Annotated in this window: 18 protein-coding genes and 2 tRNA genes; 10 read left to right on the top strand and 10 right to left on the bottom strand. The window is 42.0% G+C overall.

Annotated features, from left to right (window positions below; genetic code table 11):
- The first annotated feature begins 92 nt into the window (after positions 1 to 92).
- The 5 genes from JWG44_RS04890 to JWG44_RS04870 all read left to right on the top strand — a co-directional run bounded on the left by JWG44_RS04890 (position 93) and on the right by JWG44_RS04870 (position 6,021).
- Entirely contained in the window at positions 93 to 902 is an 810-nt protein-coding gene (locus JWG44_RS04890) for a TatD family hydrolase (protein WP_205273843.1), read from the top strand.
- Positions 895 to 2,148, top strand: a complete 1,254-nt coding sequence (gene serS, locus JWG44_RS04885) for a serine--tRNA ligase (RefSeq protein ID WP_205273842.1) — start codon at positions 895 to 897, stop codon at positions 2,146 to 2,148. Before JWG44_RS04890 ends, serS begins: the two co-directional genes overlap by 8 nt.
- A gap of 101 nt (positions 2,149 to 2,249) precedes the next feature.
- Positions 2,250 to 3,533 (top strand): OmpA family protein, encoded by a 1,284-nt coding sequence (locus JWG44_RS04880; RefSeq protein ID WP_205273840.1) that lies wholly within the window; start codon positions 2,250 to 2,252, stop codon positions 3,531 to 3,533.
- A 61-nt stretch (positions 3,534 to 3,594) separates the two neighbouring features.
- A complete protein-coding gene (locus JWG44_RS04875; protein WP_205273839.1) occupies positions 3,595 to 4,443 on the top strand; it encodes a substrate-binding periplasmic protein in 849 nt (282 codons plus the stop codon).
- A 3-nt stretch (positions 4,444 to 4,446) separates the two neighbouring features.
- Entirely contained in the window at positions 4,447 to 6,021 is a 1,575-nt protein-coding gene (locus tag JWG44_RS04870) for a hypothetical protein (protein WP_205273838.1), read from the top strand.
- Here the strand turns inward: JWG44_RS04870 and recR are convergent.
- From recR to JWG44_RS04845, 5 genes are all read right to left on the bottom strand, one after another.
- Positions 6,018 to 6,611: a recombination mediator RecR gene (recR, locus tag JWG44_RS04865; RefSeq protein ID WP_205273836.1), complete on the bottom strand. Its 594-nt coding sequence runs from the start codon at positions 6,609 to 6,611 to the stop codon at positions 6,018 to 6,020. The two genes, JWG44_RS04870 and recR, sit on opposite strands and share 4 nt — an antisense overlap.
- Positions 6,604 to 6,951 (bottom strand): YbaB/EbfC family nucleoid-associated protein, encoded by a 348-nt coding sequence (locus JWG44_RS04860; protein ID WP_205273835.1) that lies wholly within the window; start codon positions 6,949 to 6,951, stop codon positions 6,604 to 6,606. Before JWG44_RS04860 ends, recR begins: the two co-directional genes overlap by 8 nt.
- A gap of 5 nt (positions 6,952 to 6,956) precedes the next feature.
- Positions 6,957 to 8,414: a DNA polymerase III subunit gamma/tau gene (gene dnaX, locus JWG44_RS04855; RefSeq protein ID WP_205273833.1), complete on the bottom strand. Its 1,458-nt coding sequence runs from the start codon at positions 8,412 to 8,414 to the stop codon at positions 6,957 to 6,959.
- 10 nt (positions 8,415 to 8,424) lie between these two features.
- Positions 8,425 to 8,508, bottom strand: a tRNA-Ser gene (locus JWG44_RS04850).
- A gap of 35 nt (positions 8,509 to 8,543) precedes the next feature.
- A complete protein-coding gene (locus JWG44_RS04845; protein ID WP_205273832.1) occupies positions 8,544 to 9,011 on the bottom strand; it encodes a nucleoside deaminase in 468 nt (155 codons plus the stop codon).
- A gap of 58 nt (positions 9,012 to 9,069) precedes the next feature.
- Between JWG44_RS04845 and JWG44_RS04840 the strand changes: the two genes are divergently transcribed.
- Positions 9,070 to 10,689: an anti-sigma factor antagonist gene (locus JWG44_RS04840; RefSeq protein ID WP_205273830.1), complete on the top strand. Its 1,620-nt coding sequence runs from the start codon at positions 9,070 to 9,072 to the stop codon at positions 10,687 to 10,689.
- Between the two features lie 18 nt (positions 10,690 to 10,707).
- On the opposite strand, the gene JWG44_RS04835 is transcribed toward JWG44_RS04840, so the two are convergent.
- Positions 10,708 to 10,926 carry a transcriptional coactivator p15/PC4 family protein gene (locus tag JWG44_RS04835; RefSeq protein WP_069608980.1) on the bottom strand — a complete coding sequence of 73 codons (219 nt, stop codon included), beginning with the start codon at positions 10,924 to 10,926 and terminating at the stop codon, positions 10,708 to 10,710.
- Positions 10,927 to 11,081: 155 nt separating this feature from the next.
- Positions 11,082 to 12,014 (bottom strand): ferredoxin reductase domain-containing protein, encoded by a 933-nt coding sequence (locus JWG44_RS04830; RefSeq protein ID WP_205273828.1) that lies wholly within the window; start codon positions 12,012 to 12,014, stop codon positions 11,082 to 11,084.
- Positions 12,015 to 12,231: 217 nt separating this feature from the next.
- On the opposite strand from JWG44_RS04830, the gene lpxD reads away from it, so the two are divergent.
- Together lpxD and JWG44_RS04820 are read left to right on the top strand one after the other, a co-directional pair.
- On the top strand, positions 12,232 to 13,284 hold the full coding sequence (lpxD, locus tag JWG44_RS04825; protein ID WP_205273827.1) for a UDP-3-O-(3-hydroxymyristoyl)glucosamine N-acyltransferase: 1,053 nt from the start codon (positions 12,232 to 12,234) through the stop codon (positions 13,282 to 13,284).
- A gap of 65 nt (positions 13,285 to 13,349) precedes the next feature.
- A complete protein-coding gene (locus JWG44_RS04820; protein WP_205273825.1) occupies positions 13,350 to 13,547 on the top strand; it encodes a hypothetical protein in 198 nt (65 codons plus the stop codon).
- 467 nt (positions 13,548 to 14,014) lie between these two features.
- On the opposite strand, the gene JWG44_RS04815 is transcribed toward JWG44_RS04820, so the two are convergent.
- Together JWG44_RS04815 and JWG44_RS04810 are read right to left on the bottom strand one after the other, a co-directional pair.
- Complete coding sequence (locus JWG44_RS04815) at positions 14,015 to 14,629, bottom strand: DUF6935 domain-containing protein (RefSeq protein WP_205273823.1); 615 nt, start codon at positions 14,627 to 14,629, stop codon at positions 14,015 to 14,017.
- A gap of 293 nt (positions 14,630 to 14,922) precedes the next feature.
- Positions 14,923 to 14,994 (bottom strand) — tRNA-Gly (locus tag JWG44_RS04810).
- 75 nt (positions 14,995 to 15,069) lie between these two features.
- Here JWG44_RS04810 and JWG44_RS04805 point away from each other — a divergent pair.
- Together JWG44_RS04805 and JWG44_RS04800 are read left to right on the top strand one after the other, a co-directional pair.
- Positions 15,070 to 16,623 (top strand): carboxypeptidase M32, encoded by a 1,554-nt coding sequence (locus JWG44_RS04805; protein WP_205273821.1) that lies wholly within the window; start codon positions 15,070 to 15,072, stop codon positions 16,621 to 16,623.
- Positions 16,616 to 16,945, top strand: a complete 330-nt coding sequence (locus JWG44_RS04800) for a hypothetical protein (RefSeq protein ID WP_205273819.1) — start codon at positions 16,616 to 16,618, stop codon at positions 16,943 to 16,945. Before JWG44_RS04805 ends, JWG44_RS04800 begins: the two co-directional genes overlap by 8 nt.
- Here JWG44_RS04800 and JWG44_RS04795 read toward each other — a convergent pair.
- Positions 16,942 to 17,328, bottom strand: a complete 387-nt coding sequence (locus tag JWG44_RS04795; protein ID WP_205273817.1) for a DUF423 domain-containing protein — start codon at positions 17,326 to 17,328, stop codon at positions 16,942 to 16,944. The genes JWG44_RS04800 and JWG44_RS04795 overlap by 4 nt on opposite strands.
- Between the last annotated feature and the right edge of the window lie 3 nt (positions 17,329 to 17,331).

The raw sequence follows: 17,331 nt of genomic DNA, 5'->3' as shown, positions 1-17,331 counted from the left end.
GCGAACTGCTTTCACCTGTCTGAAGTGATCCTAAAAAATCTCTTTTCAGTCAATCGAATTCACAAAAACTGACTCACTAAAACCGGATTTCTATGGTTTCAATTGCCGACACACACTGCCATCTTGATATAATACAATCCCAAGGTCTCGAAATCGCTGACTGTTTAAAAAATGCGTCGGAATCCGGTGTAAAGAAGATCGTCCAAATCGGGATAGACCTTGAGAGTTCGATTCGCGCCCGCTCTATAGCGAACGAATATTCAAATGATTCGTTAGAGATCCGTTATTCGATCGGTTGTCATCCGACGGAAACTCACGAGTTTCCGAATAAGGATGAAATTCTAAAACTCATTTATGAGAATTTAGACGATCCGAAACTTTCCGCGATCGGGGAGATCGGTCTCGATTACTACCACACAGCCGATTCAAAAAAGGAACAGGAAGAAATTTTGGAAGCTTTCTTAGAATGTTCTTCGAAGACAAAACTCCCCGTTGTTATCCACTCTAGGGATGCGAAAGAGGATACGATCTCCATTCTTAAGAATTTTCGAGATCGCGCCTTTGGAGTGATCCATTGTTTTACTTACGATTATCCGACCGCAAAAGCGTTAGTCGACATCGGTTATTATATTTCTTTTTCCGGAATCGTTGCATTTAAGAATGCGACCGACATCCAGGAAGCCGCTCAGAAACTTCCTTTAGAATCGATGTTGATCGAAACCGACGCTCCCTTTTTAGCCCCTCCTCCGTTTCGTGGAAAAAGAAACGAACCTTCCTATATGAAGTTTGTTTTGGATAAGATGTTTTCACTGAGACAAGAGTCGAATGCGGAAGTCGAAAACCGACTTTTCGAAAATAGTATTAAATTTATGAATCGTAAGGCGTACCACCACAATGCTTGATCTGCGTTATATCACTGAAAATACGGAAGACCTCAGGAAAGTTTTAGAACTTAGAGGATTTAAAGATATCGGAATTATCGATCAACTTACTTCGATCATTCATCGGAAACGCGAACTTCAACGAGAAGCGGATATTCTGAGAGAAGAAAGAAACAGAGTCAGCAAGGAAGTCGGCAAGATCAAACAATCAGGCGGTGATATTTCGGAAATTTCCGCAGCGGTAAAACTCGTCGGCGAAAAAATAAAAGATATAGAGATAAAATTCGAGATCGAGGAAACCGCTCTCAATGATCTCAATTTAAGCCTTCCTAATATTCTAGATTCGAAAGTTCCGGCAGGAAAGTCCGAACACGAGAATGTTCTTCAGTACGAAATCGGAACGATTCCGAAATTCTCCTTTACCCCAAAGCCACATTTTGAAATCGGCGAGGCATTGAATTGGATCAACTTTGAGAAGGGTGTAAAACTTTCCGGGGCAAGATCTTATACCTATTGGAAAGAAGGCGCGAAATTAGAAAGGGCCCTGATGAATTTTATGCTCAACGTTCATACGGAAGAGCACGGTTATACGGAAGTCTGGGTTCCGGCGATGGTAAACGACGAGTCGATGCAGGCAACCGGTCAATATCCGAAATTTAAAGAAGAATTTTATCGAATTGAAAAAGACGAACTCAATCTTATACCGACTGCAGAAGTTCCTCTCACCAATCTCTACAGAGATGAAATCATTCCTGAAGATCAGCTTCCTATTTCCGTGACGGCTCATACTTCTTGTTTTAGAAGGGAAGCGGGTTCTTACGGAAAGGATACACGCGGACTTGTTCGAGTACATCAATTTCAAAAAGTTGAGCTGGTAAAATTTTGTAAACCGGAAGACTCCGAAGAACAGCACAAACAAATGTTGGCTCACGCGGAGAATATTCTTAAAAAATTAGAACTACCTTACAGAGTGATCATCCTTTGCAGCGGAGACATTTCCGCAAATTCTTCCATTACCTACGACATCGAAGTTTGGATGCCAGGTTTGAATCGTTATATGGAAATCTCCTCAGTTTCCAACTTTAGGGACTTTCAAGCGCGCCGAGGAAAGATTCGTTATAAATCGAAAGATGGAAAAAATCAACTCGTCCATACGATCAACGGTTCCGGTCTCGCGCTTGGAAGAACATATGCGGCGATTCTGGAAAATTTCCAAAATGAGGACGGGACCGTTCGAATTCCGGAAGTGTTAAAACGTTATCTTTGAGTTTAGAAATTTTTATTTTTCAAAACTTTTAGGCTCAGGTTTTTCCTAAAAGAAGGGATAATAAACTTAGGGATTCTAAATTTAAGAATCCTCGGAGTCCCATGATACCAGCTTTTTCAAGAAAGAATCGATTCGTTTTAAAGTTTGTCCTCGTATTTTATATTCTTTCCTTTACCTGGATTCTTTCCTCTCAGGAATCGAGTCGGGCCGAAAAATTTTCACAACAAAAGCCGGAAAAATTAAAGGGTTCGATCAACACAAAACTCAACGAGTTCGGAATCAGTCTTACGGACGACGGAAATATTCTTTATTTTTATTCTAAAAGAGAGAATTCAAATTATACGGATCTTTATCGATCTTCTAAAGAAGGAGAAAGTTGGGTTCAAGGCGAGGAAATTTCAGTTCTCAATTCCAACTATGACGATCAAAGTCCTTTTATCATGAACAAGGAAGAAGGAATTTTATTTTCTTCTAACAGAGACGGTGCGATCGAATTTCAACTTTCAAATGGAAAGATAGGAGTTTCTAGGGATTTGTTTTTTTCAAAACGATCCGGATCTTCTTGGGTTAAACCGGTTGCGCTTCCGGGCGCGGTAAATACGGAGGAAATCGAAGAGAATCCATTTTTGTTTAACAACAAACTCTATTTTACCCGATATCCTTTTGGACAAGTTGCTGAAGCCGATATTTTTGTGTCTCTCTACAAAAACAAAATTTGGGAAAAGGCCGCAACTCTTCCTGAACCGATTAACAGCCCTTATTCGGAGATCGCGGCGACGATCAGCAAAGACGGTAAAACGATCTACTTTTCCTCCAATCGACCCGGAGGTTTTGGCGGTTACGATCTCTATAAATCGACGTTCCTACCCGATGGAAATTTCTCGGACCCAATCAATCTCGGACCTGAAATCAACACCGCCGGTGATGAAGCCTTTTATTTAGAAACAAACGACCCCGGAAGATTCTACTTTTGCAGGAGGACCGCAAGAGATTACGACATTTATTCGAATCAAACAAATCCCTTTCAAGAGTTGGAAAAAGGAAAATCGATTTCTCTGGATAATATTCATTTTGCATTAGGATCTTATGAAATTCTTGAAAACTCGTTTCCGATCTTAGAAAATCTCAACTCGTTTCTCAATGACAATCCGAAGGTGAGAATCAAAATAACGGGTCACACGGATCTCAATGGAGAACCTCAGGACAACTTGATTCTTAGCCGCAATCGAGCAAACTCTGTGAAAGATTATTTAATAAAGAAGGGAACCGATCCTGCGAGGATCGTTACGGATGGAAAGGGAAGTTCGGAACCGATAGTTCCGCAAAAAAATCCGGAGACGGATTTTAAGAATCGAAGAACTGAATTTCAAATTCTGAACCCTTAGAATTTCGATTTTTGATGAAAATGCTCTGGAAAAAAACAAGGTTCGATCCATGATATGTTTCATGTTTGAGAAACGAATTCAATGTTTTGTTTTGCTCTGGCTTTTTCCTTTCGGTTTATTTTCTCAATCTGAATATTCGGGTTCTCGTCTTGAGAAAATTCTTTCCAAAAAAGAACTAGTAGTCGGTGTGAATAAACAATACGAACCTTTTTACATCGAAAATCCGAAAGACGGTTTTCCGGGAATCGACGTCGAAGTCGCAAAACTTTACTCAGATTATTTAGGGGTTTCCTTAAAGATAGTTCCGCTAAAAACGTTTCGACAATTTTCAGAAGATATTCGCTCGGGAAAAATCGACCTCGCGCTGGCCGGTATGTCAACCGACTTAAACCGAGGGAAACAAGTCACTTTTTCGGATCCATATCTTGTGACGACCCCGGCCGGACTGGTAAGCAAAAAAATTCTTCCACCCGAACCGGAAGGCAACATAGTTACGTCTCGGAGATTTATGAGTCTTGGAGACCTTTCTACTCTCAGCGGTCTCGTGAGTTTTTCGGTGCGCTCGAATACTACGAATCATATTTATCTTCAAAAAAAATACTCTAAACTTCCGATTTATAGTTATCTATCTGATTCGATTGCGGTTGATAATCTTCTCAGCAACAATGTGACCTGTTTTGTCGCAGATAGTTTTTTCATTCTTACTTTACTTCAAAAAAATCCCTCTTTAAAAGCGAACTATCTTCCGCTTTTAGGAAGTGTTCAAGAAGAATTTATCAGCGCCGCGCTGCCGCAGAATGATTTGATTTTTGTCGATAATTTGAACTTCTTTATCAAGGAATTAAAAAGAACAGGTGTTTTGGACGACTTAAGAAACCGATATTTTAATCAGAATAACTGGGTAAAATGATCTGTGTCTATTGACCTTTTGAAAAGGGCGGCTTGCTTCTATTGCCTCACGTTTGTTCTGATTCCAACCTCTATCTTCTCTCAGGAAATCGAAGAAAAAACGAAACTGGACTTTCAAGGAAATTACAGGGTTCGAGGATTTAATCTCGGAAGAGATATTTTTACCGCGCGTCAAACGGCCGCTACTCCCTACGATAAAGCCGCTTTTAAATCGGAAGATCAGGCGGCACAACAGTCGATTGTGGATAACGAAATTGCCGAACGATTAAAGGGGAATCCGTCGACTGTTTCTCCACGAAAAGAAGATATTTCCTATTTCGATACTAGGATGACCGTGAACATGAACTTCAACACTTCGAAATATTTCGAAGCGCTTTGGGGTGTTCAAGTCGGCGACATCACTTTCGGAGGAAAAGGGTTTGGTCAAAATTCCAATATCGGCCCCGGGCAAGGCGGTGAGGCGGGTTTTGCTGCGCCGGTGAATATTCAGACAACCTTTCTTTATCTCAACTTCAAACTTCCTGAAGACGCATTCAGTCTCAGGGTGGGCCAACAGTTGTTTTCTTCCGCAAGAGGAAGAGTAGTATTTACGCCGGGAACCGGTGTTACTTTGAATAAGGACTTCCGTTTGTGGAATACTACGATCGAGGGTGGTTGGTTTGTAGCAAGGCAGAACACACAACTCGATCTCGATAAAAATACCTATGCTGATAAGAATTATATAGGAACTAACATTTACTTTTACGAAATCAAAACAAGTCTTCTGAATAACGTAAAGAATGAACTCTATTCCTACTTCTTGGACGATACGGTAAACTCCATCGATAAGACTACAAATGCAAAGGGGAATGTGATCGCGTTAGACAGCGAAATCGGACAACTATTTTGGCACGGCTTGATGACAGAAATCAATTTGTCGAATTTCGGTTTTGTCGTTCACGGAATCTACAATCATGGAAAGGTTCAAGCCTTGGATCCTTATCTGGACGCTGCAGGAAACGTTCTATACAATAAATACAGCAAACACAATATTTCCGGCGGGATGATCGATCTTCAGTTTTCCTATCGATACAGCGAGAACTTGACTTTTAACTTGGTTGGAGTCGGAACGACAGGAAGACCTGGATATGATAAAGATGGAACAAAAGCAAATCTAAGGGGTGGCGGGTTCAAAACTCTTTTACCGGGTTATTCGATTTCGAACATTGCAAACGACTTTACCGGAGGTTATGCGCTTTTTTCGGGAAAAGATTCCAGCGGTCTTTATCAATACGGAATCAACGGTGATATCGTAGTCTACGGACCTTTGCTTTTGACCATGGGTTATTATCTACTGTACGGAACAAAATCGCCATACATAGAAAACAATCGTTACTTTAATTTCGATAACGGTTACAAAACAAGCGCATACTTCGGGCAAGAATTCAACGTCAATCTAAGATGGAACGCCTTTCGGGATATGCAGATTCTAATGAGATCCGGCTATTTTATAGCAGGAGACGGTTTGAAGGCTTATTTAGATACAACTCAAGGAAAAATTCTACGAGAATTTTTTGTAACCGCAGAGCACCGATTCTAAAGTTGTAATCGAGATCGAATCGCTCGGCCTAACGTGTATTGATCCGAAAGTTCGATCGAACCTCCAACTGTGATTCCATATGCGATTCTAGTCACGTTAACGGAGAGAGGTTTGAGCTGACTTGCCAAATAATCCGCTGTGGCGTCCCCTTCCAAAGTCGGATTGGTTGCGATCAATACTTCTTTTACTTCTTCCGGTTCGATTCTTTCTATCAATTCTTTGATCCTAAGATCGCGCGGGCCGATTCCTTCTAATGGAGAAATGACCCCGTTTAGTACGTGATACTTACCTTGGAACTCCCTCGTGTTTTCGATAAAGAAAATGTCTTCGGGTTGTTCTACCACGCAGAATGTATGAGAATCTCTTTTTTCAGAAGTGCAGATATCGCAGATCGGAGTTTCGGAATAGGATCCGCAACGTTTGCAGAATTGAATTCTACTCTTCGTTTCTGTAAGTTGATGGATGAATTGATTGAAAAGACCCTGTTCCAATCGTAGCAGATGGAAGCTGATACGAAACGCGCTCTTTCTTCCAATGCCGGGAAGAGAAGACAGAGCGTCCACCATCTCGTCTAAAAGATGATTAGCCAAGATTTCCACCGAACATTTTAGAAATTTCAGTAAGGTCTAATCCACCGGAAGCGGATTGAAACTCGTAGGCGGTCGCCTCTCTTGCTTTTTTTAAGGCGTCGTTTGTTGCCGCCAGGACAAGATCTTCGAGCATTTTATTGTCATCAGCGTCGAACAGTTGTTTGTTGATATAAACGTTTGTGACCAATCCCTCTCCGGTTGCTGTCACTGTAACCATTCCCGCACCCGCGTCTCCGGTAACTCGAATCGCAGATACGCGTTTTTTGACCTCTTCCATTTTTTCTCGGAAGGCGCCCATGTTCGAAAGAATATCGGAAAAGTTTTTTATTTTATCAAACATAACGATTAAGTATCCAACTTCGGAAATTTACTTCGATCGACTTCGGTTCCCAGAAATTTCTTTTTAATTTCGGTGCTCGTATCAAATTTCTGAGGAATGACCCCCGGATTTACTGAAGGTTTTGAAGGTTCGGGATTGGACAAAGCCTCTTCGGCGTCTCTAAAGTTAGACTCGATCTGCGATTCTAAGGACTGAGAAACGGACTCAGCTTTTTTTTTTGAAGCGTCGCTTTCCGAAACGTTCTTGTTAATAATGGTGGTTTGCTGGGCTTCCGGGGCCGCATTTTTAGAATTCTGAACCATCAAAATCAGATGATTGATTCTATCAACGAGACCGGCCAAACTTGGATAGGTCAGTTCCTCGACAAGTTTTTTGATTTGAATTTCCGTAAAAACCTTAATCTCGAAGGAATTACGAAGACGGATCGTTTTGATTCTTTCATAGAGCTCGAAAAGTTTTCCGGAAAGAAAATTCAGTTTCGAAGTATCAACCGACTCGAAGTCGGATTTCATCTTTATCAAATCTTCCTTCGGGAAGTTGACCGATTCGGGATCCGCAAGCGAGTCACGAATTAAATTTAGAGTATGCGTGAACTCTATGGAATCCCAGAGAAATTTGTATATGTCCTGTCCCTCTTGATAGAGTGTTTCTAAAATTTCCAAAGCGCGACTATGATTGTCAGGATCGATCAAACTTTTGATAAACGAAGTTAAAAATTCTATCCCGTGATAACCGATCATTTTCCGGATCGCAACGCCGATCAGTTTGGAATCCGTGAATACGATGGCCTGTTCCATAAACGAAAGCATATCTCTTACGGAGCCGTCGCCTTTTTTCGCGATCCAAAAAAGACCTTCCTGATCATATTGAACGTTTTCTATTTTGCAAAGTTTTTCGGAATAATCCTGAAGTACGGAAAGAGGAACCTTTTTGAAAATAAAGTCTTGGCATCGCGAAAGAATAGTTTCGGGAATTTTGTGAAACTCAGTCGTCGCGAGAACGAAAACGATATGGGAAGGAGGCTCTTCCAAAGTTTTCAGGAGCGCGTTGAAAGACTGGTCCGTGAGCATGTGGACCTCGTCTATAATATAAACCTTATATTTGCCGCCCATAGGAGCGAACTTTACGTTGTCTCTGAGCTCTCGAATGTTTTCAATACCACGATTGCTCGCAGCGTCGATTTCAAGAACGTCGCTGGAAATACCGCGGGTGATTTCAGTACAAGAACTACACTCGTTACATGGTTCGTTTTCGATCGGGTTTTGGCAGTTGAGGCGTTTGGCGAGAATTCTCGCGATCGTCGTTTTACCGACTCCGCGCGGGCCAAAGAAGATATATGCGTGACCTATCTTTCCGGATTTAAGCGCGTTTTGAAGAGCGCCTATGGCAAGGTCTTGATGGATTACGTCCCGAAATCTTTGCGGGCGATACTTCCGGGAAAGGACTTCGTGAGTTCCTGCCATAAAATGGAGTCGGAGAAGCCGGGATTCGAACCCGGGGTGCTTTTGGCACACATGCTTTCCAAGCATGCACAATAGACCACTCTGACACTTCTCCTATAGCATTCAGGAATTCTGCCTAGAGGCTGTACGTCAATTGAATTTCTTTCTTCTGGCCTTGAAAAACGATTTGAACGCTTCCTTTGATATCTCAGCAGGAATACAAATCAGTTCCGGGAAAAAATTTCGAGAATAGATCGTTTCGATGCTAAGGGAGGAAATTCCTTCTCCTTGTTTTGCGGGAAGAAGATACACAACTTTGGGGATTCTCGAGAGAAGAATCGTTCCTGCACACATCAAACAAGGTTCTAAAGAAGTGATGAGCAAACAGTCTGAAAGATAACGAGTTCCGATTGTTTCCTTCGCGTCTCTTAAACAAATTATTTCGCTGTGAAAGGATGAATCCGAATTCTTCTCAACTTCGTTTGAAGACTCGGCGATCAATTTTTCATCTTTGTAGATTCTAGTAAAGCTCGGAATTTCATCCCCGCCGAGTGAAATGAGACTTTCCATTTTACTTAAGAAATCGGGAAGAATCTTATGATTTAGGAAAGGTTCCATCGAGTTACTCTACAAATTCTTCTTGATAAGACCTTCGGTAAATGGTTTTTTCAACGGAATGATTCTCTCCGCGAAGTTTTTACATAACGCAGTCTCGGAAAACAGAAACAATTCCGTTTTGATCCGACTGAATTCTCCGACCGGGGCCGCAAATCCGGATCGAAGACCGATTGTTTTAGGTTTGGCGATCGATAGAAGCTGGTCGATGAAAGGTGAAAAATTAGAAGCGGTCATTCAATCCGCTTCTTCCTTAGTCAACTGGTTGACACGAAGGGATTTTCTTTCGGTGGTAGCTTACGCGGAAGACATTCACGTAATACAACCGATCGTTCAGCTTGTTGAAAAAACTTCCATTATCAATCGGATTCATACGATTCAGCCCGGAACTTCTACGAATCTCTCCGGTGGTTGGTTGCATACACTGAGAGGGCTGGAATTATTTTCGGATTCTACAGTTTACAAAAGAGCCATTCTACTTACGGACGGAAATCCGACACAAGGAATCACCGATCCATTGGACCTCATTCAGATTGCAGGCGATCATTACAAAAAAGGAATTTCCACGACCGTTATCGGGTTCGGCGACGACTTCAATGAAATTCTTTTGAAGGATATCGCTGATGCGGGAGGCGGGAATTTTTATTACATCGAAAGTCCGGAATCGACGGGAGATATTTTCTTTCGAGAATTCGGAGACATCGGATCCTTATACGCACAATCGATTGAAACAAAAATTCATTTCGGCAAAGACGTGGAATTTTTGGAACTGTTAAGCGACATTCCTTATTATACTGAATTGGATCCGGATCAGTCCAGCAGAATCAAAACGATCGTTCTTCAGTGCGGAGATATGCGGGCCGACGACATTCGTAACGTCGTTATAAAAGTGAAAACACATCCTGAAAATCTAATACACAATTTAGAAAAGGAATCCGGAGTTTCCATAACGAGTACATTCTATAATCTCTCCGATAAAATGAAGTTAGAGACGTCCGAATTTCAGTTAAATCCGGATTGGAAGTCGAACTCGATAAAGGAGGACGCGGACGTAATCGTGGAATCCATCGTAGCAAAATCGGGCAAAGCTCTAAAAAAGGCGAGTTCTCTAATCAAGGAGGGTTCGCTGGAGGACGCGTCGAAAGTTTTGACTTCCTTAATCAAGGATGTCGACAACCAGTTAGATCTTGCACCAGATGTGATGGGTTCGCTGAAATCACGTTTAGAAGCATTGGAAGCAAAGATCAAAGAAAATTCCAAAACTGCGGGAAAACATCTGATGGCCGGAGCTTATGATATTCAATATCGTACGATTGATCCGATTTCGGAGGAAGTGGAATATCACGACCATGTTTTCATCTATAAGTCGGTCGGGGATATCGATCTCTATAAGTGCCCGGAATTAAAATCGAACGTCCAAGAGAAGATGTTGGAAGGCTATCGTTTTGTTATCATCAATTTGAAGTCGTCTTCGTATATAGATTCTTCCGCGATCGGAACTCTGATTCAAATATCCGGTTGGTTAAAAAGAAGGGGCGGGGAATTGATTGTCTCCGATCTCAGAGACTCCGTAAAAAAAGTTTTTTCCATCACTCGATTGGAAAGTCATATCCGTGTAGCGGACACGGAAGAAGCGGCCCGTTTGATTATCAGCGATGTGATACAAGAGAGAAGTCTTTGAATCACATCGCTCGAAAACTCAATCGCCTTTGACTTCGCTTTCCGCTTCGATGACAGCCTCCCGAATTTCGTCGTAAAGTTCGGGAGGAATCGCGATTCCTTTTTGTGTGGGCTTTTTCTCTCCGTCTTTATCCGTGTACCAAACGCGGAGATTAAGATACTTTGTTCCTTTGTATTCGGATACTTCTACACGAATGACTTCTCCTCGTCCTTTGTCTACGTCACGGATTACGCCCATTTCTGATTCTCCCGGCAAAATTTAGACCAATATAAGGTGATGATAGAAATTCAATCCATTCGTTTTTTCTGATATGAGATTGAATTCTAAAATAAAAAAACCGAAAGAAACGTTTGCTCCTTTCGGTTTCCGATTTCGAAAAAGTTTAAATAGAATCAATAAGTTTCGACAAACAGTTGTTGCGCGCCTTCGAGATGATGTTTAAAGTCTTCGTAAGTCCCAGCGTCGCCGGCGATTCTTTGGATCTCTTCGATCACGCCTTTTTCCATTCCCTTCGGCCCGCCGCAGATATAAAAACGGCCGCCTCCGTTCAGAATTTTTTTCACCGCGTCCGCTTGCTCTCGAACTCGGTGAGAGATGTACATTCTTCCGCCGTCGAACGGATTTTTTTCTTCTCTGGAAATCGCAGTCACAAGTTTAAAATTACTAAACTTAGACTCCAAACCTTTGAGGTAATCCATCATCACTAATTCGTCCGAGTAAGGAGCTCCGTAAACGAGAGTGATGTTCCCGGTAAAGCTGACAAGTTTGTGTTCCAGCAATTCTTCGCTCATCCCGATAAAAGGAGCGATTCCGGTTCCGGTTGCAAGAAACATAATGTCTCCGCTAAAGTCGGTAGTAGGTAAAAGAAATTTCTTTCCGGAAGGTCCGGTCATAGTGACTTCTTCACCCGGTTTTAAATCGCAGATATAATTCGAACAAACACCTTTGTGTTGAATATTTCCGCTTTCGTCATAGACGTTATCTCTTTTGATGATGAATTCTATCGTATCTTCTTTCATCCCGAAAGAATAACTTGGAGAAGCGATGGAATAGAGTCTTACGGTATAAGCCGCATCCGCTAAACCTTTGGCTTTTTTCTCAGGATCTTCTCCGGGAGGAATAACACCGCCGCTTTGTCCAATCACATAAGGGTAAGCTGAGTGATCGATTGCGAGGGTGATTCTATGAACCAAAGACTCGCCTTCTTTTTTTGGTCTTTTGCCCGTTCCCGGTTCCGGAGTCAGTAGAGTATTGCTGATAACCTTAGCTTTGTAAGGGTTCGATTTTTTGAATAGATTGATCTGAGGTTCTCTAATCGGTTTCATGAGCGGTAACAATTCCTAAAAGTGAAGAATTTTTCAAATTTTCCTACATGGTTTTAGGGGAAGGCATTTCGTCAAACGGGATATTTAACGGGATTTTCGATGTGCTAAATAAATCTTATAGAATGAAATATAGGATTTCTTGGTCGGCATTTTTTTTGAGTGACGATTCAGCTCTTTCAATTCTCCGTGTATCAACCAAAATAAAAACGAGGGAATCATGCCCCAATTTACACTCTCTGATCTCGCAAAGAAAATAAGCGGATCGAAGATTGCTAATTCTGACAAACCGGAAGAGATTTTGATCGAAAAAGTATCTCCTCTTACTCCAGGTGTTAAGAATTCAATCAGCTTTCTTTCCAATAAGAAGATGTTATCCGAAGTAAAAAATTCTCTTTCGAGTGTCATTTTGACTACTGAAGAATTTGCAAAAGAAATTACTCTTCCCTGTCTAATCGTTTCAAATCCGGAACTGAGCCTTGTCGAACTTCTGGATTGTATTTATCCACCTTATGTCCCCTCCGGAAAAATTTCATCCTCAGCTTTGGTTCATCCAACCGCAAAGTTAGGTGAAGGTGTTACGGTAGGCGAGTTCGTAGTCGTCGGTGAGAACTCTGTGATCGGCGCAAATACGTATTTGGAAGACGGAGTTAAGATTTCTAGAAATGTAACGATCGGCGAAAATTCTCACATTGGCCCGAACAGCTCGATTCAACACGGAGTGATTATCGGAAAACGTTTTATCTGTTCCGGGAATTGTTCGATCGGCGGGGACGGATATAAGTTCGTAACTGTGAACGGTAAACATCACAAAATTCCTCACGTGGGTACGGTTAGAATCGGAGACGACGTTGAGATCGGATCCCTTTGTACGATTGATCGGGGCGGTTTAGAAGATACGATCATCGGAGACGGATGCAAGTTTGATAATATGGTTCACGTTGCTCACAATTGTATTCTTGGTAAGAATATTATCATCGCCGGTCAAAGCGGGGTCGCGGGAAGTACGATTGTAGAGGACGACGTAATTATCGGAGGCGCTTGTGCGGTTTCGGATCATCTTCATGTTCCAAAAGGAACTATCCTTGGAGGAGGTTCTTCTCTTCGAAACTCTCCGAAGAAAAAGGATATTTTTGTGGGTTGGGATTACGGGCTCACTTTCGCAGAATATCAAAAGGTACGGGTCAACATTCGTAACCTTGTCAATTTTCAGAAATGGGCAAAGAGAATCAAAACTCTGGAAAAACTCTCCGGAATTGAGATCGAAGAATAGGATTGAGCTTGACGGGTCCAAAAACCGGACCCAGTCTTTCTTCTACACCCATTTGGAGGATTCCTGTGTATTCCCGAGCGAACGAAGATAACCCGGCGAAAGAACCGGACAGAATCTCCCGTAAGCCGGACCTTTCCCAGAGCAAAAAGATAGGAAGGTTGTTGGAGACCCTCGCCGATAGCATTTTAGAAAACGATTCTACAAATATAGTTTTCTTGAATGAGATTCAAAACAGCCGATCAGAGAGTTCTATTCAAAAATAGGATCTCTTCTTAAAACCTGAATCGGTTCCTTGTGGGACCGATTTCTTGTTCTTTCGAAAAATCTAAAACTCACTTCTCTAATCTAACTAAAGGCTTGCCTCAAAACCTCAGAATGTAGGAACTCCAATAAAAGTTTAGCAACAATCAGTTTTTTGAGAAAGTTCATAAGCCGTTAGAGTTAGAGGGACGTAATTTGTAGGAACTCCCGCGTTTTATTACAAGTCTACAGATTGGTGAAAGTGGTTTTCTTCAGGTTTTGGGATTGCTCTACGTTGAATTCGCTTTTTAAGCACCAAATTGATTTTGCTGAAATCGTCTTTCGAAGAAATTTTAAGCTCGAATTCAATTCAATTTTCATTGAGACACTTTGTCGGAACAACTAAACACGGACGAAAAGAATCTTGACTTCATCAGAATTTTCTGAAAAGGCCAAACTGAATTCTTACAAAGAAACGAACGGAATACTATCAGAGATCGTCCGCCGCATTCTTTGTGATCGGTTTTTTAATTCCCACAAGCAAACTGGAAAACTCGTGAGCTTTCCAAACACCCTTTGTATTCTTTTTTAAAGTGACTGGCCTTGCCGAGTCTGCTCCGGAAGAAGGAATGAAAAGTTTCCTTTGTCCGGATTCTTCAGTTCCGCTAAAACGATTGGCGGTAAGATTAAATTGATAGGGGGCGGAGTTCGGTTTATAGTTGTTGGTAGCCGAAGAGCCTGGAAGATAAGATCCGATTAGATAAGGATGTTGCTCCAATTGCCGTCTGATTAGGTCGGTAATATTTTTACTCAACGAAAAACCCTTATAACCGTTCGAATCCGAATTGAGAAGTGAAGAATCGACGATCAAGATTAAAGCTTTCGTACCTTCTTCCTTATTTTTAGAATAAAGATCCAAAGCGGAAAGCAGTGAAACCAATGCGCCTTGTGGAGTGGAAGACTGTTCGGTACGAAAAGAATCGAAAGAGGTCAAATCGGTCGGCCAGGAAGAGATTTCCAATTGGATCGACTCGTTTTGTGCAAAAAGCCGAACTGGAATCAAAACAAAAAAGGCAAGGGAAACGACCAAGATATGAATTTTCATAAAGCCTCCAAAACCGAGGAATTCATTGAAAGGCTTTTTGAAAATTTGTCGAGTGAAAAGTTTGAAAAAACTTGTTTCCGAAAGGAGAGAGATATGCGGGCAGAGGGACTCGCCCTCTTCGCAGTCTCGCATCGTGCTCGACTTAGCTCCGAGGCGTCTCGCTCGGGCCTCCGAACATCGTATTCGTCGATCGCGTTCATTACGCTCTCTACGGATCGCTATGAACGCTTTCCCAAGCTCGCGTTCGAGTCAGTGATTGAAATAGATAGGGGAATTTGCGGAGGAGAGAGATATGCGGGCAGAGGGACTCGAACCCTCACTGGAAGCTTGGAAGGCTACAGTGCTAGCCATTACACCATGCCCGCGAATCGTGCAAAAATCATTTTTTTGCGGTTAGGGTGCTTGTCAATCTAAAAGAAGATTTTTTATTATCCACTGAGATGAAAGAATACGAGAGCTTGTTTACGGATTCGATTCGTGAACAATTAAAATCCTTCGCAGAATATAGAATCGCATATAAGGAAATTTGGACTTTAAGAAATATTCTCAGCGTCCTGCATTGGGATTCCGAAATCACTTTGCCGGAAGACGGCCGAGCGGAAAGGGGCGATCAGATCGGACTTCTTTCCGGATTGATTCATTCCAAATACGCAGGGGAAAAGTTTTACGCTCTTGCTGAAAAGGCAAGAGAAGAAAATGAAAAGAAGAATTTACCCGGTCAAAAAGAGAGAAGCGTCGAACTCGACATTCTTTTTAAAGACCTCAATCGTTCCCGTTGTCTTTCTCAAGAACTTGTCGAAGAATTTTCCGTTACTACGAGCAAAGCGCACGCAGTCTGGGCAAAGGCTCGGAAGGAAAATAAATTCGCGGATTTCGCACCGATTCTGAATCAGATCGTTGAGCTTTGCAAAAAACAAACAGAATGTTACGGTTACGAGACCGAAGCGTATGACGCGCTCTTGGAAGGTTACGAACCCGGTGAAAGAGCTTCCAATTTAGAAAATCTTTTTTTCAACTTAAAAAATTCTTTGAAACCATTGGTCGCTCGCGGAAAAAAATTCAATAATCCTTTTCCGAAGGAAATTCCGGTTTTGTTTCAAAAAAGATTGGGGGAAAATCTTCCGCCCATTCTCGGTCTTTCTTCTAAAATCTCCCGTTTAGATCCGAGCGAACATCCTTTTTCCACTTCTCTCGGCGGTAAGGATAAAAGAATTACAACTCGATACGATCTAAAGGATCCTCTTTCTTCTATATTCAGTATTTTGCATGAAACCGGACATTCCCTTTACGAAGCCGGCATCTCAGAAATTATCGGAGGACCTTCTCCTTTACACGATTCGGTTTCACTTGGAATTCACGAATCTCAAAGTAGACTCTGGGAAAACCAGGTCGGTCGCTCGCGGGAGTTTTGGGAAATGTATTATCCGACTTTTTTAAATTCCTTGGAGTTAAAAGAATCGGAATTGAGTTTTTCAAAACTTTTCTCGTATATCAATCAATTATCGCCGTCTCTCATTCGTGTGGAAGCTGATCAAATCACATACAATCTCCATATCATTCTTCGTTTCGAAATTGAGAGGGCTTTGATCAACGGACAAGTTCAAGTTTCGGAACTTCCCGAACTCTGGAATTCTAAGATGAAGGATCTATTCGGAATCGAAGTTCCTTCGGATCGTGAAGGTGTTCTCCAAGACGTTCATTGGAGCGGTGGTGCGTTCGGATACTTTCCCACTTACACGTTGGGTAACATCTACTCGGCCCAACTCTTTCAAGCGTTTTCAAAAGAGACTCCGAATTTTTCAGAACAGGCCGTTAAGAACAAAGACTTTTCTTCGCTTCTCGGTTGGTTAAGGAAGAATGTTCACTGGAAAGGGAAGTATCATTCGGCGGAAGATCTGATTCGCTCTGCGACCGGAGCCGATCCCGATTCTTCTCACTTGGTCGCTTATCTCGAAAATAAACTTACGGAATTGGAATCTATCGATCATGGATGATAAAGAAGAACTAACGGTTAAATCCTTTGAAGAGTTGTCATATTTTGATAATTTGGCGCTTTATTATCTTTGCAATGAAACCCCTCCTCAGACACTCGCGCTTGCGTTTCTGATCGGTGATAAAAAAGTTTGCGGTTCGATGTTGGGAGTTTTAGAAGGAAAACGCAGAGAGTATGTTCACCAGCTTATGGCGGAACAACAGGACGTCGAAGCGGGGAAAAAACAAGCCGCCGTTCAGGGATTGCTCATCATCGCCGAAGGTTTGATTACGCGTAAGCTGATTGAAAAAAAAGGTCAATTCTACTACGGGACTCAACGTTAGTCGTTCTTTTTTGAGATCGCAGACCAACCGAGAAATGCCCAAGCAAGTAAAAAACATATTCCTCCGATCGGAGTGACGGCGCCTAAGATTCTTATTCCGGTGATCGCAAGAATGTAAAGGGAGCCCGAAAAAACTAAAATTCCGCCGAGGAAAAATACGGCGGATATCAGGGCCGCTTTACTTATTTGAAGATATCCGCTTAGAGCTAAGATTAAAGGAGGAATACTATGTATGAGATGGTATCGATTTCCCGTCTCGTAGATCACAAGCATCTCCGGACTTAAGAAAGGTTTTAGGGCATGAGCGCCGAATGCGCCTAACGCCACTCCGAGAAACCCGGAAAGTGAAGAAAGAATCAGAATCGTCTTTTGTTTTCCTGTCATATA

Source organism: Leptospira ainazelensis (assembly GCF_016918785.1).
Taxonomy (GTDB): Bacteria; Spirochaetota; Leptospiria; order Leptospirales; family Leptospiraceae; genus Leptospira; species Leptospira ainazelensis.
The sequence above is the reverse complement of the archived record's forward strand: the minus strand, read 5'-3'. Positions and strand labels throughout refer to the sequence as shown.